This is a genomic window from Acinetobacter sp. YH12235 (genome assembly GCF_013417705.1).
Classification (GTDB): domain Bacteria; phylum Pseudomonadota; class Gammaproteobacteria; order Pseudomonadales; family Moraxellaceae; genus Acinetobacter.
Window position 1 is genome coordinate 80774 of record NZ_VPDL01000001.1, and the last position, 17637, is coordinate 98410.

Here is a 17637-nt window from a genome sequence, read left to right on the forward strand (position 1 = left end):
GAGTGCCTGTAATGTTTGCAGATTTACTTCTCCCCATGTTCGATGATGAATATTATCCCGATATTCTGGTTGCAGAAATCAAGCAACACATCGAACGTTTTGCTTCAAAAGTATCTAAATCCGGTTTATCAGATCAGGATGTATATCAGCTGGCCCATGAGACTGTGGCAGACATCAATGCCATGAAGCCACAGTTTGAAGATCTGGATTCGTCTCTGGATGATACTGCCGCAGACTATATTGCCGAGGCCATGATGATGGTCGTGCAAGAGCAGGGTCTGTTTGATATTGAAATGGAAGAACTGGTCGTTAATCGCGAATGGTAAAAAAAGCCCTGTTAAACAGGGCTTTTTTTTAATAATCTGAAAATACGTCTTTTAAATTTTTATAATGAATTTCATCCAGTAATTTCTGCTCTTCCAGCATGCAGCTATGATGCAAATCCAGATAATACTGTTTTAAATCTTTTTGATAAGGCACCGGTTCCGGCTCTTTGCTTTGCGATTGCTGATAAGACCAGTAAGCCAGCTGACGGATTTTCTGCAAACGTACCAATAGGGTGCTGCGAGTCGAAACTCTAAAGCAGGGCTCAACTAAAACCGGTACGAGGCTACTGAAAGCAAGCAGGGCCAAACAAGGCAAGGTAATAAATGCTGAGTGAAAATACTGATAATTTATAAATGACAGAATCGCAATCAGGGTTTGCATATACAGGCAGAGTTGCAAACGCTTGGCATAGCGAACAGAACTGTATTTCGCCTGAAACTGGGCGCGCCAGATATAAGGATAGAGCATGCCGATCATTACAATAGTACCTGCACTAAGCGCCTGATATTTTGAAGTCACAAAGTCAGGGTAAAACGGCAGCGAAAAGCACAGGCAACAAAATCCTGTGATCATGATCAGAATACCAATACGTAAATACAGATAGAGATCAGTGGTCTGGTTCAAATATTTATAACGGCCATAGCTGAGGCTGCAAAAGAATGCATCAGGATGGCGTAATTGCAATCTGGCTAGATCAAAAGAACGGGATGCAGACATGGGAAGGGCACATTCTATTGGTGATAATCACGCATAAAAAAAACCAGCTGAATGCTGGAGATTTTCATTGCACCATTCTAATCAGAATTAAAATGGTGCCCGAGGCCAGACTCGAACTGGCACGCTTTGTGGGCGGGGGATTTTAAATCCCCTGTGTCTACCGATTTCACCACTCGGGCATGTGCGCAATAATAGAGGACGAAATAAAGCTTGGCAAGTAAATTTCAATACGTTTGCTTTATTTTCAAGCAATTCAGTAGTTTAAATTAAAAAATTAAATCCATAATGCTAGATGATAAGCGTGAGAAGTCATGTAATTTTCTATTTCAGGCCGTGATTCATAAAACATTTACAGGTGCTCGTCCAGATAAGTATCGATATCGATGTATTTAATCTTCTTGCACTGCTCATGTTCCAGTTTAAACAAGCGGGTATGTAAATCCGCATAGTGCTGAAGCTGATTTTTCAATTCTTCATTTGGGGAGGTCGGCTTGGAATGAAAAAATAATTTCAGACGTAGTTTCCAGGTTTGTTGATAAGCCCAGAAACAGATGCGACGTAACTGCTGCAGTTGATATTGTTCAGTGCTATTGGTAGCAGGGCGGAACATATTTTCTTTATAGAACCGTACAAAACCAAAACTGATCCCGAAAAAGAATAGAATCCACATGGTCATACTGCTTTGTAGAAAAACCAGATTCAGCGCTTCCAGCACAATGACTACAGTGAGTTTAATCGGTGTATGTCTTAAAAACTGATAGAGGGAATGAGAAGAGTGCCGGATCTGCTTGATCACTAGTGGAACCACCAGCATCAGAAATAACAGAATAGTCAGAATTGCATAAGCTTGCGCCTGAAAGTCTGGGGCAGTTGATAGCTTAGAGGAATAAACATCTTTGAGAACCAGGCTAATCGGTACAAAGATCATGGCAGCCAGCACCCAGGGAATCAGTTCCTTGAGATCACTTAAAATACCCTTGGTCTTGATCTGGCCATAAAACAGATAATTTCTTTTGAAGGCAGCGGGATAAAGCAGTTTAAGTTGCTGCAATAAAAGATCAATCTGTTTGGTTTGCATGATAAAAAGTAAATAAGAAACTTGCCGCCTACTATAGCCAATTTACGCCAGAATGATAGAGATGATCCGGATTTTGCAATTATTAGAGTTGAAGCTAAAGATTTTAATTTTTTAGTGAGGATTTATGCGAAAATAGTCCATTGCATATTTATTTTTTAGGGACAGTTTATGACTGATCAATCTCCTGCGACGCTAAGCGACATCGAAATTTTAGACATCCTTCAAACCATGAAGAATGATGAGCTAGATACGGAAGCAAAAGAAGTTATTCGTCAGGGTGGTAAAGCGGGTCGTCAGGAAGCGCATAAACAGGCGCTGGTTGTATTGAATCAGTCATTTGAAGAAAAATTTGTTGAAGCAGTTTCTCTGGCCCTGAATCTGAATGAAGCCCAAATCAAAAAAATCCGCTATAAGAAAGACCGTATCCGTATTTTAAAAGCACGTGGTATTGATTACCTTGCAATTGATGGTGCGGAAACTGCCTTTGTACTGGCACAGATTGCACAGGCGATTCTACGTGAAGATGCGGTCGTCACTCATGACTTACATAATATTTTCCCATTCTGGAAAGAAGGCTGGCCAATGGTGCAATTTGATAATACCTACAAAATTTTGCAGGAAGATATCCAGATCCATTATCAGGCAGTCCTTGAAGCACTTTTATCAAAAATCTAAATTGAATTGAATGTAAAGAAGCACCTTCGGGTGCTTTTTTAATGAGAATAAAATAGGGAAAGCAGCCAACGCACAGGAAAGATAAACAGCCGCCACCAGGTGATGAGTGGATAATAAAAATATTCGCCTATTCTTAAAGTCGAATCAAATCCTTGCCGACGCCGCTCATAAGGATAGGGAGTCAGCCAGATTGAAAGTAAAATGAGCACAATTGCTAGGATCAGAAATATAGGCTGTTGATCTTGCATAAAGAAGAAATAGAATAAATATAAGGCCGAATAAAAACTCAGACAGGCGAGTAACGCAGCAATATTCATAAAAGTCTCATTATTATTGTTTTTGGAGTTTTAAAAAAATTGAAGAAGAACCAGATTATTCTGATTCTTCTGTCGGTGGCTTTTTCACTTCCAGCATACGTGTAACCAGTAACTGGTCAATCTTGAAATGATCAACATCGACAACTTCAAACTTGTAACCCGCATGTAGCACAATATCTGCAGGACGTGGAATCTTGCGCAGCTTGAACATCATAAAACCAGCTAGGGTTTCATAGTTCTCTTCATCTGGCATTTCATCAATTTCCAGCGCATGTTTGATGTCTTCAATGGGCGTACTGCCATCAATCAACCATGAATTGCTGTCACGCTTAATGATCTGCTGGTCTTCTTCCAGGGGAGTAACCCAGTCGCCCATCACGGTAATCATAATGTCGGAAAGGGTAATCACACCTACGACCAAGGCATATTCATTAATAACGACGGCGAACTTTTCCTTGGTTGAACGGAAGCGATCCAGTAATTCAGATAGAGTCAGTGTATCTGGAATGGTTAGAACCGTACGGATGGTATTTTCATTTAACTGAAGTAAAGACTGATTATTCAGAATACGAACCAGAATATCTTTGGAGTCGACATATCCAATCACATCGTCGATATTTTCATTACAGACCAAAAACTTGGAATAAGGAAATTCAGCCAGTTTTTGACGAATACTGGCTTCTGATTCTTTCAAGGTAAAGAACACCACATTTTCGCGAGTCGTCATACTGGAAGGAACATTACGTTCTTCAAGCTCAAACACGTTCTCAATAAAGTGATGTTCCTGTTTCTGTAACACACCTGCCTGAGCACCCGCATCCATTACCGCAGAAATATCCGCAAAGGTAATATTATCATCTCGGATGGTATTCACTTTAAATAAGCGGAACAACAGGTTCGCAATGGCATTGATGAACCAGGCCAGTGGTTTACAGATTTTGATAAATACCTGAATTGGATTAATCACCGAGACAGAAATTTTTTCTGGAGCGATCATGGCCAGACGTTTCGGCATCAAGTCCGCAAACAGAATAAATAATGAAGTAACTGCAGTGAAGGACAGGCTGAACGCAATCGTTTCAGTCCAGGGACCTTGATAAAATCTGGAAAGTAAATTGATGATATAAGGGCGGAAGGCGCCTTCACCTAAAATACCGCCTAAAATGGCAACGGCGTTTAAGCCGATTTGGGAAGCTGCAAAAAAGTCAGCAGAGTTTTCTTGTAAATCTAAAACTTTTTGAGCGCGAATATCTCCCGATTCAGCCAAAATTTTTAATTTGACCTTACGGGCACCTGCAAGCGCGATTTCTGTTAATGATAAAAAACCGGCCCCCGCGATGAGTAATAAGATAATCACGATGTTTTGAAAGAGGCTCACGAATCCACCTGTGGATTAATATGATCTAGCTAAAAATATTTTTAACACAAAAAAAGACTTGAGGTACAAATAAAGCAACTCAAGTCTCTAGAGTATAAGCTTAAAAATGAGCAATTTAGCTAATATTCAATTCAATAATGCGAAAATTGCGAATTATTCATTAAAAATTCACGATTTTCTTCTTCGATCATCTGACGGGCTACATATAGAATCAGCTGACGTAACCAGCGATGGGCGGGATGATGATGCAATAAAGGACACCACGCCATCTTCAATTCAAACTCAGGAATATAGAATGGTGGGTCTTTAATGAGTAAGTTCTGGTTTTTGGCTTGCAGACGTGCAATACGGGTCGGTAATGTTGCTACAAGATCGACATTGGCAGCCAGAAGACCAGGCATCTGATAATGACGGGTAAATACCGAAATCTTACGTTTTTGGCCAATACGTTCAAGAGCCTGATCAATCCAGCCGAGACCCGCCTGTTTCTCAGGGTTTACCCCAAAGCCAACGCCCATACCGGTTTTCGATACCCAGATATGCTGTGCATCCAGATAGCTTTTCAGATTCAGGTTGCCCGCAGCCGGATGCTTGTTATTTAACAGGCAAGAAAAGCTGTCACGCCAAACCAGTACCTGATGGAAGCTTTGCGGAATTTCATTAAAACGGTTAATCGCCAGATCAACTTTACCTTGTTCCATGTCACGATAGGACACATCACTTGGGGTTAAGAAGTCGAGAACCACATTCGGTGCTTCTGAACGTAATGCTTTCACCAGGCGTGGTACCAGTGTAGCTTCAGCATAATCTGAAGTCATGATGCGGAAAACACGGTTTGAAGTATAAGGGCGGAACTCGGTACGCGGTTCCAGAATCATGGAAAGATCCGCTAAGGCGTCACGGATACGAGGTTGGAGTTCTAGCGCACGTTCTGTTGGGGTCATACCTTCAGAAGAGCGAATCAGGAGAGGATCATTAAATAAATTTCGTAAGCGACGTAAAATGTTACTCATCGCAGGCTGGGTTACCCCAAGTTGTTCTGCTGCACGCGTGACATTTTTTTCACGTAAAAGTACGTCAAGATAAATGAGGAGATTAAGATCGACCCGCTCCAGATTCATAAAAAAAATACCGAAAATAAAATTATGAAATTATATGGATTATGCCATAACTACTATAGCTTGTGTACGCAACTGATGAAAAAAAGCCCAGCTGATTGTACTGAAATACCTTTTTAGAGTCTCTTTCACCGCAGATTTTGCCAGTCTGAATCCTTCTCTATTTTTAAGAGCAGAAAGGAAATCTGGCTGCCTTCGAAACGAAAGAAAAGTATTTCTAAGAAACAGAGGGAATTAGCAAATAATGTGCCAGGTTTGATAAAAAATATTTCAACAAATAAATGAAAAATAATTCTTTTGAAATAAGTATTCTAGGTTTTAAGGCTCATAAAATAAACAAAAATTGCTGAAATTAGGCGCTGCTAAAGTCTTGCAAGACTTAAGTCTAATGAATATTTTTTGCTCTTATTGCTGATGTTTTAGACAAAATCCAATTTCAAAAATTCAAAAATAAAATATAAAATACAATAACTTATAAAAAATTGATCAATATATAATTAGACTTTCATCTACATATTTTTTAAATAAATAATGATAATTCTTGCAGAATATTGGATTAATTTTTCGAAGCCCACTAATCTTTAGCTATCCCAACGGATCGTCGAAAATCTGAACAAGTCATTGAGGGTGTGATTTGAGCGGTTCGTTGCAGAAAAATCCTAATATTAATACAGGAATATATCATGACTACATACCAAACAGCGATTGATGCAATCCGCGAATTAAAAGCGAAATTCGGTAACACTTGGGCAGACATCAGTCCTGAAGATGCTGCGCGTATGCAACTTCAAAACCGTTTCAAAACTGGTTTAGACATTGCTAAATATACAGCGGCGATTATGCGTCGTGATATGGCTGCTTATGATGCAGACTCTAGCAAATACACTCAATCACTAGGCTGCTGGCACGGTTTCATCGCTCAGCAAAAAATGATTGCGAACAAAAAATACTTCGGTACAACTGAACGTCGCTATATCTACCTTTCTGGCTGGATGGTTGCTGCACTTCGTTCAGAATTCGGTCCTCTTCCTGACCAATCTATGCACGAAAAAACTTCTGTTCCTGCATTGATCGAAGAAATCTACACATTTTTACGTCAAGCTGATGCGAAAGAACTGAACGACCTGTTCCGCGCACTTAAAAAAGCTCAAGACGCTGGTGATACAGCTAAAGCTGCTGAAATCACTTCACAAATCGACAACTTCCAAACTCACGTTGTGCCAATCATTGCGGACATCGACGCTGGTTTCGGTAACGAAGAAGCGACTTACTTACTAGCTAAGAAAATGATCGAAGCGGGTGCTTGTGCACTTCAAATCGAAAACCAGGTTTCTGACGCGAAACAATGTGGTCACCAAGCTGGTAAAGTTACAGTTCCACACGAAGACTTCATCGCGAAAATCCACGCTCTTCGCTATGCATTCCTTGAAATGGGTCTTGACGACGGTATCATCGTTGCACGTACTGACTCTGAAGGCGCTGACTTGACTCAAAAAATCCCAGTGGTTAAAGAGCCAGGCGACATCGCTTCTCAATACATCAGCTACTTAGACACTCAAGAAATTGACATCTCTGAAGCACAAGAAGACGAAATCCTGATCAAACGTGATGGCAAACTTCACCGTCCTAAACGTCTTGCTTCTGGCTTGTACCAGTTCCGTGAAGGCACTCAGATCGACCGCGTTGTACTTGACTGTATCACTAGCTTACAAAACGGTGCTGACCTTCTTTGGATCGAAACTGCGACTCCAAACGTAGCTGAAATCGCTCACATGGTTAACCGTGTACGTGAAGTTGTGCCAAATGCGAAACTTGTTTACAACAACTCTCCATCATTCAACTGGACACTGAACTTCCGTCAACAAGCGTACGACCGTTGGGTTGCTGAAGGTAAAGACGTATCTGCATACGACCGCGCTAAATTGATGAGCGCTGAGTACGACGATTCTGAATTGGCTGCTGAAGCTGACGAAAAAGTACGTACATTCCAAGCAGACGCTTCTCGTGAAGCAGGCGTGTTCCACCACTTGATCACTCTGCCTACTTACCACACAGCTGCTCTTTCTACTCACGAGCTTGCTCAAGGTTACTTCGGTTCTGAAGGTATGTTGGCTTATGTTGCTGGCGTACAACGTAAAGAAATCCGCGGTGGTATCGCTTGTGTGAAACACCAAGCAATGGCTGGTTCTGACATCGGTGACGACCACAAAGAAATCTTCGCTGGTGACAACGCGCTTAAAGCGGGTGACGATGCGAAAAACACAATGAACCAATTCTCTGCTTAATCAGCTCTGAATCGATTCTAAAAAAACCCTGCGCAAGCAGGGTTTTTTTATGCCTAAAATAAAAATAATAACCTTATAAATTGTTGAAATAGCTAGATGAAAGGCAAAATCTTCATATTTTCTTCATGATTCAATTTTATACATATTTTTCTGTGATCAAGCCTTGCATTCTCTAGGCCACTGCCTGAATATCCTTAAGCTGACTCAATAATGCAACGCTTTCCATAATTCATTAAATTCAAAGTGATTCAGACTTATGCTGTCTAAGTTTTTCATTCATCGTCCTATTTTTGCAGGTGTGCTGGCCATTGTAGTCATGGCCATTGGACTTTTTGCGGTGATGAATTTACCTGTTGAACGTTATCCGGATATTGCACCGCCTCGTATTACTGTGGCAACAACCTATACCGGTGCATCTGCAGAAACAGTAGAAGAAAGCGTGACCCAGGTGCTGGAACAGCAAATTAAAGGTATCGACCGCTTGCTGTATTTCAGCTCAAGCAGTGATTCCTCAGGTCGAAGCCGGATCAGCATCAGTTTTGAAAATGGTACCGATCCAGATACAGCACAAGTACAGGTTCAAAATGCGATTAACGGGGTTCTCAATCGTTTGCCAGATGATGTCCAGCGACAGGGCGTGAATGTCTTCAAATCTCTTGGCGATACCCATATGGTCATCGGTTTGTATGATGAGTCACGGCGTAGCAGCAATATTGAACTGTCTGATTATTTGACCACGCATCTGGAACAGGATATTTCCCGAATTGATGGCATTGGGGAAGTGGATGTTTTTGGTTCACAGTTCGCAATGCGCATCTGGCTGAATCCAGCAAAATTGAAACAATATAACCTGATGCCAAGTGATGTGCGGGCAGCGATTGAATCACAAAATACTCAAGTGGCAGCCGGCGCAATTGGGGACTTGCCAACAGCCGATGATCAGTATCTGAATGCCAAAGTCACATCAGGCAGCCGTTTAAAAACAGTCGAAGAATTTGAAAATATTATTGTGAAGTCTGCCCGGGATGGTAGCTTTATCTACTTAAAAGATGTTGCACGGGTTGAATTGGGTGCGGAAAATTATCAGTCATATAGCACCACCAACGGCTATCCTTCTGCCGGTCTGGGCATTTCACTGGCCTCCGGTGCCAATGCAATTGCGACGTCGAGTCTGATCAAGGCTGAAATCGAGCGACTCTCCCAGCAGTTGCCGGAAGGCTATAAAATTGCCTATCCGCGTGACAATACACCGTTTGTTAAAGAATCGATTAAAGAAGTCGTTAAAACTTTATTCGAGGCGGTCATTCTGGTCGTCATCGTGATGTTTATCTTCCTGCAAAACTGGCGTGCCACCTTAATTCCGACTGTAACTGTGCCTGTAGTTTTACTCGGAACCATGGCAGTACTTTATGTTTTGGGACTGAGTATTAATACGCTGACTTTGTTTGCCTTAGTACTGGCCATTGGCTTGCTGGTCGATGATGCCATTGTGGTGGTAGAGAACGTTGAACGTCTGATGCATGAGCAGCAGCTTACAGCCAAAGAAGCAGCACTGGAATCCATGCAGGAAATTAGCGGAGCATTGATCGGGATTACCCTGGTTTTAACCGCGGTCTTTATTCCCATGGCATTCTTTGGTGGCTCAACCGGGGTGATCTATCGTCAGTTCTCGATTACGCTCGTGGCAGCGATGTCTCTGTCGCTGATGGTCGCACTGATTCTGACACCTGCACTTTGTGCGCTGATTCTAAAACCAAATCCAAAACCTGCCAAGTGGGCGAGTTGGTTTAACCAGAAACTGGATGGTTTGAAGCATCGTTATCTGAAAGTTTCTAATGTCACTCTACAACATAAGGCCATTAGTCTGGTGCTGTTTGCCGGATTGCTCTGCGTATTTGCTTTATTTTATCGCGCCTTACCCACCAGCTTTTTGCCGAGTGAAGACCAGGGTATTCTGAATCTGCAAATCCGGCTGCAGGAAGGCGCGCCAATGAAAAACACCATTCAGGTCGGTGAGCAGATTCGTCAGTATTTTCTGGAAGAAGAAAAGGACAATATCGACTTGGTCATGCTACGTTATGGCCGTAACTTCTCAGGTACCGGTCAGAACCTGGCGACCGGTTTTGTTGCCTTGAAGCATTGGGATGACCGTGCTGGAGAAGAAAATACCGCGCAGGCGATTCGTGAACGTGCTATGAAGCATTTTCGCAGTAACCGCGATGCTCAAGTCAATATCAGCATGCCGGCTTCAGTGAATGGTTTAGGGCAAACCGACGGCCTGGATTTCTGGATTCGTGATATTAACGGTAATGGCCGTCAGTATCTGGAAGAGCAGTTCCAGAATATGCAGGCTGGAGCAGCTCAATATAGTAGCTTTGAAAATCTGGATAAGCGTTCCAATCCGGAAAAAGCCGAACTGAAAGTCAATATTGACCAGAAACAGGCGATGGCCAATGGTCTGAGTCAATCCGCAATCAACAGTACGCTTTCAGCGGCCTGGGGGGGTAATTATATTAATGACTTTATTGATCGTGGCCGGATTAAACGGGTGATTATGCAGGGCGATGCAGAATTCCGTTCCAAACCTGAAGATCTGGCGCAATGGCATGTACGTAATGACCTGAACGAGATGGTGCCTTTCAGTAATTTCGCTCAGGTGGACTGGAGTGGTGGTCCTGAGGTGGTCAACCGTTTTATGGGCTATACTTCGCTGCAAATGCAAGCGGATATGGTCAAAGGTTCCAGTTCTGGTGAAGCGATGCAAGATGTTGAAAATCTGGTGGCAGAACAGGATGGCATTGACGTGGTCTGGAGCGGTTTATCCTTTGAGGAAAAACAATCCAGTAATCAGGCAATCTGGTTATATCTGGTGTCGATTGGTTTCATTTTCCTGTGCCTGGCCGCTTTATATGAAAGCTGGACGATTCCGACTGCGGTCATGTCCGCTATTCCTCTAGGGATTGGTGGGAATATCATTTTTAGTTTTCTGGCAAATTTTCCGAATGATATTTACTTCCAGATTGCTTTGCTGACCACGATTGGTCTGTCCTGTAAGAATGCAATTTTAATCGTAGAGTTTGCGGCATTGGCTCAGGAAAAAGGTAAATCGGTAGTTGAAGCTGCACTTGAAGGTGCTTCACTGCGCTTGCGCCCAATCCTGATGACATCTCTGGCCTTTGGTGCTGGGATTCTGCCACTGGTCTTTGCTTTTGGTGCTGGTGCAGCCAGTCGTCGAGAGATTGGAATCAGTGTTTTTGGTGGAGTGATCTTCGGAACGATACTGGTACTGATTTTTATTCCATTTATGTACGTTTTAATTCGCCAAATGACGACGAAGAAATCACGTACCTAATATCACTTGAAAATATAGCCTCCTAAAGTCCCCGTTATAACGGGGATTTTTTTATCGGAAATAAAAAGGTAAAGATTGGCTTAAATTTAAGCATGGTGTGAAAATTGCTATAGAAATCATCTATTCATGGCGTGTGCATTCTAAAGATGCATTTGATGGGGATTTCTAATTTATGTTGTCGCGCTTTTTTATTTATCGTCCCAAGTTTGCAGCGGTCATTGCAATTTTAATGATGGCGCTTGGGGTATTTGCACTTCAAAAAATTCCCATTGAACATATGCCAAATATGGATACGCCAGCTTTAGGCGTTTCCGCAGGTTATCGTGGTGCGTCGGCTGAAACAGTTGAGCAATCGGTGACCCAGATTCTGGAACAGGCGGTAAAAGGCATTGCAGGTCTGGAAACTTTTCACTCCAGCAGTTCGGTGGGACGGGCCCAACTTACGCTGCAATTTGAGCAAGGGGTCGATCTTGATCAAGCCCAGTTACAGGTTCAAAACGCCGTGAATGGTGTATTGAGCCGCTTACCTGAAGAGACGCAGCAGGGCGGAGTCAATGTTTATAAATCAGGGTATGACCAGTTTGCACTATTAAGTTTATATGATGAGAGTGGACAGAGTAGTGTTACCGAACTTTCAGATTATTTGATGGTCCACGTCGAACCGCGTTTGTCACGTATTGAAGGTGTAGGGGAAATTGACCTGTACGGTGCAGGTTATGCCATGCGGATTTGGCTAAATCCGCATAAGTTGCACCAGTTTAACCTGATGCCAAGCGATATCCGTAATGCCATTGAAACTCAAAACGCGCCACTGGCTTCAGGCGCAATTGGTGGTTTGCCGACGATGCAGGATCAATATCTCAATGCCAAGGTCAGTGCCGGTTCACATTTAAGCAGTGTGAAAGAATTTGAAAATATCATCGTTAAAACCACAGATTCCGGTTCATTGCTGTATTTAAAAGATGTGGCACGGGTAGAACTAGGTGCAGAAAGTTATAACCACATTAACTATACTAACGGACAGCTCTCTTCAGCTTTATCGATTACTTTGGCGCCGCGGAGTAATGCTATTGCCGTGTCCAAACAGATTCAAGACGTATTAAAAAACGCTCAGGCCAATTTGCCACCGCACTACCAGTTGCAAATGACCATGGACAAAACTCCATTTATTACCAGCTCAATTGAACAGGTAGCTAAAACTCTGGTTGAAGCCATTATTCTGGTCATTGTGGTGATGTTTATCTTCCTGCAAAACTGGCGTGCCACGATTATTCCGGCCGTTACGATTCCGATTGTGGTTTTGGCGACCTTTGCAGTGCTGTATGTCTTGGATATGACTCTGAATAGTTTTACCTTATTTGCCCTGATTTTAGCCATTGGTCTGCTAGTCGATGATGCCATTGTAGTGGTGGAAAATATTGAACGCCTGATGCAGGACGAACATCTGGATGCCAAAGCGGCTGCCTTAAAATCCATGCAGGAAATGAGTGGAGCACTGGTCAGTATTACGCTGGTACTTACTGCAGTATTTATCCCGATGGCTTTCTTTGGCAGTATTACTGGGGTGATTTATCGTCAATTTTCCATCACTTTGGTGGTAGCGATGTTGCTGTCTTTATTCGTGGCCTTAATCATTACTCCAACATTTGCGGCACAACTCCTCAAACGCAAACATCATCAGGCTCGCTGGGCGCAGTGCTTTAACCATGGCATGGATCAGCTCAATGCCGGTTACCAAAAAGTTTCAGCTCAAAGCATGCGTCTGAAATTCACGATGTTGGCACTGTTTGGTGTGTGCATAATGGGCTGCGGCTGGGTATATAAGCATTTGCCGGAAGGCTTGATGCCCACCGAAGACATGGGCTTTGTCATGGGGCAGATCGTCATGCCTGGCAACGCACCGCGTTCAGAAGTCGAAAAAGTCGGGCGTGAAGTACAAGACTATTTAATGAAACATGAATCAGAACGCATTCAGAGTGTAGGCGTCTGGTATAGCGGCAACAACGTTGGTGTAGGCCCGTATCGTGGGCAGCTCTTTGTGGTATTAAAAGACTGGGCTGAACGTAAAAATCCTGAAGATTCGGTCTTTGCCATTGTCGATCGAGCACAGAAACACTTTGCCAATCATGCCAATGCCCAAATTTTCTTTATGGCGCCTTCCATGTCGAGTAATGGTCGTGTAGTCGATTTCTGGTTGCAAGACCTGGATTATAAAGGAGCTGAATTTTTACAGGAGGCATTTGGCCAGATTGAAGCGCGTGCCCAAGGCAAATCATCGATTGAATTTTTACAGCTGGACCAACCCAAAGAAAGTGCTGAGCTGAATATCAAACTTGATGCAGAACGCGTGTTAAAGCATTCCATTCCTCAGCAAAATGTAAACAGTACTTTGGCCGCAGCGTGGGGTGGAACTTACATCAATGACTTTATTGATCGCGGGCAGATTAAACGTGTGATTATGCAGGGTGAAGCAGAATACCGTTCCAAACCTGAAGATCTGGCCTTCTGGCATGTACGCAATCAAAAAGGTGAAATGCTGTCATTTAACCAGTTTAGCAGTCTGAATTGGCAGGGCGGGCCGAACAGTATTAACCGCTATATGGGCTATAACGCTGTTCCAGTCTATGCCGGGATTCCAAAGGACAAGTTTTCCAGTCAGACCATGCAGGATGTTGAAACATTGGTAGATACTCAGGAAGGCGTGAATCTGGCCTGGAGCGGAGCCGCATTGGAAGAAAAGCGTAGCAGCGGTCAGGCGATTTTTCTTTATGTGATTTCGATTGCCTTTATTTTCCTGTGTTTAACCGCTTTATATGAAAGTTGGACCATTCCTGCGGCCGTGATCAGTGCCATTCCATTGGGCGTAGGCGGCAGTATCTTATTTTGCTGGGTCTTTGGTTTCGCCAATGACATCTTTTTTCATATTGCCTTGCTGACGACGATTGGTCTGTCCTGTAAAAATGCCATTCTGATTGTGGAGTTTGCTGCACAGGCAGAGAAAGCAGGAAAAACAGCTATAGCTGCAGCCTTAGAAGGAGCAAGTTTGCGCTTACGGCCTATTCTCATGACTTCTATTGCTTTTGCTGCGGGAGTGATTCCTTTGATTTTTGCTTCTGGGGTCAGTGCGATCAGCCGTCAGGAAATTGGTGCCAGCGTTTTGGGCGGGGTCATTTTTGCAACTATTTTGGTATTATTCTTTATCCCGTTTATGTATGTGTTAATCCGAAACCTGTTTCGTGTCAAAGCAACAAATAAAGTTATACAAATCAATCAGGAAAATGAGGAATACTCACTCTAGGGCGGGTATGTTTCATACCTGCATGGAATGATGGTAGGGAAATGCAGTACCAAGAAAAAATACAGCAACTTCATGAGACTCTGCTGACAGGGGAAAATAATATTCATCAGCTTCTACAAAAGCTAAATATTGCCGATCAGGCCAGAATTTTGTCTGAGCTTGGACCAGCAGAACGCTGTCACCATTTCAAGCAGCTGGAACGTCAGGCAGAAGTACTGGAGTACTTACCACTGGCCATGCAAATCCAGCTGGCCTATCAATTTCCTCTGGAGCAACTGGCCAGTCTGATGGATGCCATGCATTCCGATGACTTCATTGATTTATACAAGCAGATGCCCTGTGAAGTGCAGCAGCAGTTACTTGGAAAATTATCTACCCAGTCGCTACAAACCCTGCGAGAGCTGCATGCTTATCCGGAAGAAACAGCCGGTGCATTAATGAGTTCAGACTTCGTCACGCTTGCTCCCGAACTGAGCATGACGGAGGCGATTGAAACGCTACGTGATATTGCGGGGAATCATGACACTTTATATCTGATCTATATCGTGGATGAGAAACAGCATCTGCTCGGCGTAATTTCCTTAAGGCAAATTATTCAGGCACGGCCGGATGCTACCATTAATGAGGTCATGACCACAGATGTAGTCTATGCCACGGTGGATGAGGATCAGGAGCAGGTCGCCCGTACCTTGGCCTATTATGATTTTATTGCCTTGCCAGTGGTCGACGCGACCCAGAAGCTGGTCGGGATTATTACCTATGATGATGCCATGGATATTGCAGAGGCAGAAAGTACTGAAGATATTTTAAAATCCGGTGCAGTGACGCCTTTGAATGAACTGAGTCTGAAAACCGCACCGATTCTCAGATTGTATCAAAAACGGGTATTCTGGCTGGTCATTCTGGTGTTTGGCAGTCTGCTCTCCGGAATCGGAATTGCCCATTTTGAAGATATTATTTCCACCCATATTGTGCTGGTATTTTTCTTGCCATTGTTGGTGGGAAGCGGCGGGAATGCTGGTTCGCAATCTGCCACCTTGATGGTGCGTGCCTTGGCAACAGGCAATGTGCAGTTTAAGGACTGGTTTAGCCTGCTGGGTCGTGAATCCTTGGTTGCGTTATGTCTGGGTGGAACGATGGCCATTGCTGTATCAATCTTGGGTTATATTCGAGGTGACTGGATGGTCGCCATCGTACTTGCTTTAAGTATGTTAGGTATTGTGCTGATGGGCTGTCTGATTGGCATGAGTTTACCCTTTATTCTCAACAAGCTGAAAATGGACCCAGCCAGTGCATCAGCACCGCTGGTAACGTCGATTTGTGATGCCACTGGGGTGATTATTTACTTGTTTATTGCCTCTCAATTATTGTTTTAAATACCTAGCAATTACAGCTTAAATAGAAAAAATACTTTATGCTCAATTACATCAGCTTCATTTCTGGAAGAACCTATGCCTGATCCCGGACAAAAAAATAAATTGAGCCAACAGGATGTCATTCGTCTGGAGCGGGATCTGGCCAAGTTTGCCAATATGATGGATTCGGTGGTACGGATTCCATTTACCAAGCAGGGCGTCGGGGCAGATGCTGCTTTGAGTACCATTCCGGTAGCTGGAGATATCGCAGGTTTTGTATTGACCAGTTATGCGATTTATAAAGCCCGTCAGATCGGGGTGCCAAGTGAAAAATTAAAGCCAGTCCTGAAAATGGCCGTCATGGATGCTGTGGTCGGCTTTATTCCTGTAGCAGGAACAATATTTGATATTTTTATTCGTCCTAGCCGTAAGGCACTGGATATTGTGCATCAGCATATCCGGGACGAATACCAGATCCGTACCGATCATCATGTGGTACATCCATTTCTGCATGAAAGTTTGGAACGCAGACAACAGCAATCTGCTTTCTGGCGTAATCCTGTGGTGGCCTGGATCTGGATTCATCTACCAGATATCTTAGGAACTTTCTTTTTGATTCTGTTAATTATGGCCATTGGCTGGGGCACAATGCAGCTCTTTCAATGGTTTAAAGCCTGAAGGTTTATAAACCTAAACTTAATAAAAAAGCCTGCAAATGCAGGCTTTTTTCTATCAAGCAATCAATGCGTTGCTTAAGGGCAATCGAGTTGTTGCAAAGCAGCAACACGTTGTTCAATCGTTGGGTGAGTCTGGAACAGTGCCGCCAGACTAAAACCTTGTTCCTGACCAGCAGAAATTGCAAAGGCTTTCATTTCTTTCGGCATAGTATCCGGCATTTCTGATTCCGCCTGTAAACGTAATAACGCTGAAATCATCGCCTGTTTGCCTGCCAAACGTGCACCTGCTTCATCAGCACGATACTCACGGTAGCGTGAGAACCACAGCACGATCGCTGAAGCCATAATACCAAATACGATATCCAGCACAATGGTAATCACAAAATAGCCAATACCCGGTGCCTCACCTTCTTCACGACCGAAGATCGTACGGTCTACAAAGTCGCCAACTACACGGGCAAAGAACATGACAAATGCGTTGACTACACCTTGGATCAAGGCCAGTGTCACCATATCGCCATTGGCAACGTGACCAATCTCGTGTGCCAGTACTGCACGAAGTTCGTCTTTATTCATGCGTTCAAGCAGACCCGTGGACACAGACACGAGCGCATCGTTCTTGTTCCAGCCTGTTGCAAAGGCATTTGACTGATAAGATGGGAAAATACCCACTTCCGGCATTTTAATGCCAGCGCGCTGAGAAAGTTGCGCAACTTCTTGTAATAACCATGCTTCTGCCTGGTTACGAGGGGCATTTGGGTCAATCAGTTCAGTACCGGTTGTTTTTTTCGCCATCCATTTAGACATGAACAGGGAAATCAGTGATCCCACCATACCGAACACAAAACAGATCACCAACAGGTTGCCTAGATTCAAGCCACCCGCGCCATGGTAACTACCGACACCGAAGAGTGACAGGATAATGCCAGCTACAACCAGTACCGCGAGGTTGGTTAGCAAGAACAAACCAATCCGCATCATTGAGAAATCCTCTTATTATAAAAAAATAATCTGATTAGCAAATGAAAATCATTGAAATCAATATGGGGTGAAATGACTA

The 17637-nt window shown here is 43.4% G+C and carries 13 protein-coding genes and 1 tRNA gene; 7 read left to right on the plus strand and 7 right to left on the minus strand.

The annotated features are described in order from the left end of the window. The first annotated feature begins 11 nt into the window (after positions 1-11). On the plus strand, positions 12-326 hold the full coding sequence (locus tag FTV13_RS00455) for a DUF5713 family protein (RefSeq protein ID WP_125278212.1): 315 nt from the start codon (positions 12-14) through the stop codon (positions 324-326). A gap of 28 nt (positions 327-354) precedes the next feature. On the opposite strand, the gene FTV13_RS00460 is transcribed toward FTV13_RS00455, so the two are convergent. From FTV13_RS00460 to FTV13_RS00470, 3 genes are all read right to left on the minus strand, one after another. Next, the gene (locus FTV13_RS00460; protein ID WP_005236809.1) at positions 355-1044 is read right to left on the minus strand and encodes a hypothetical protein; all 690 of its coding nucleotides are present in this window, start codon (positions 1042-1044) and stop codon (positions 355-357) included. A gap of 93 nt (positions 1045-1137) precedes the next feature. After that, a tRNA-Leu gene (locus FTV13_RS00465) sits at positions 1138-1223 on the minus strand. A 170-nt stretch (positions 1224-1393) separates the two neighbouring features. Beyond that, positions 1394-2122: a hypothetical protein gene (locus FTV13_RS00470; RefSeq protein WP_159123479.1), complete on the minus strand. Its 729-nt coding sequence runs from the start codon at positions 2120-2122 to the stop codon at positions 1394-1396. Positions 2123-2290: 168 nt separating this feature from the next. Here FTV13_RS00470 and FTV13_RS00475 point away from each other — a divergent pair, with 168 nt between their 5' ends. Beyond that, a complete protein-coding gene (locus FTV13_RS00475; RefSeq protein ID WP_180010610.1) occupies positions 2291-2797 on the plus strand; it encodes a hypothetical protein in 507 nt (168 codons plus the stop codon). A gap of 38 nt (positions 2798-2835) precedes the next feature. Here the strand turns inward: FTV13_RS00475 and FTV13_RS00480 are convergent, their stop codons facing one another. From FTV13_RS00480 to FTV13_RS00490, 3 genes are all read right to left on the minus strand, one after another. Beyond that, the gene (locus tag FTV13_RS00480) at positions 2836-3114 is read right to left on the minus strand and encodes a hypothetical protein (RefSeq protein ID WP_159123481.1); all 279 of its coding nucleotides are present in this window, start codon (positions 3112-3114) and stop codon (positions 2836-2838) included. 55 nt (positions 3115-3169) lie between these two features. Next, the gene (locus tag FTV13_RS00485) at positions 3170-4492 is read right to left on the minus strand and encodes a hemolysin family protein (RefSeq protein WP_004784777.1); all 1323 of its coding nucleotides are present in this window, start codon (positions 4490-4492) and stop codon (positions 3170-3172) included. 131 nt (positions 4493-4623) lie between these two features. After that, positions 4624-5613, minus strand: a complete 990-nt coding sequence (locus tag FTV13_RS00490) for a LysR family transcriptional regulator (protein WP_004784775.1) — start codon at positions 5611-5613, stop codon at positions 4624-4626. A 680-nt stretch (positions 5614-6293) separates the two neighbouring features. On the opposite strand from FTV13_RS00490, the gene FTV13_RS00495 reads away from it, so the two are divergent. The 5 genes from FTV13_RS00495 (at position 6294) to FTV13_RS00515 (ending at position 16578) form a co-directional block, all read left to right on the plus strand. After that, entirely contained in the window at positions 6294-7895 is a 1602-nt protein-coding gene (locus FTV13_RS00495; RefSeq protein ID WP_159123482.1) for an isocitrate lyase, read from the plus strand. 256 nt (positions 7896-8151) lie between these two features. Then, on the plus strand, positions 8152-11247 hold the full coding sequence (locus FTV13_RS00500) for a multidrug efflux RND transporter permease subunit (RefSeq protein ID WP_180010612.1): 3096 nt from the start codon (positions 8152-8154) through the stop codon (positions 11245-11247). 172 nt (positions 11248-11419) lie between these two features. Next, positions 11420-14545 (plus strand): efflux RND transporter permease subunit, encoded by a 3126-nt coding sequence (locus FTV13_RS00505; protein WP_180010614.1) that lies wholly within the window; start codon positions 11420-11422, stop codon positions 14543-14545. Positions 14546-14586: 41 nt separating this feature from the next. Further along, entirely contained in the window at positions 14587-15921 is a 1335-nt protein-coding gene (gene mgtE / locus FTV13_RS00510) for a magnesium transporter (RefSeq protein ID WP_159123485.1), read from the plus strand. Positions 15922-15996: 75 nt separating this feature from the next. Beyond that, the gene (locus tag FTV13_RS00515) at positions 15997-16578 is read left to right on the plus strand and encodes a DUF4112 domain-containing protein (protein WP_005236796.1); all 582 of its coding nucleotides are present in this window, start codon (positions 15997-15999) and stop codon (positions 16576-16578) included. A gap of 74 nt (positions 16579-16652) precedes the next feature. On the opposite strand, the gene htpX is transcribed toward FTV13_RS00515, so the two are convergent. Continuing rightward, complete coding sequence (gene htpX, locus FTV13_RS00520) at positions 16653-17558, minus strand: protease HtpX (protein ID WP_166137792.1); 906 nt, start codon at positions 17556-17558, stop codon at positions 16653-16655. Between the last annotated feature and the right edge of the window lie 79 nt (positions 17559-17637).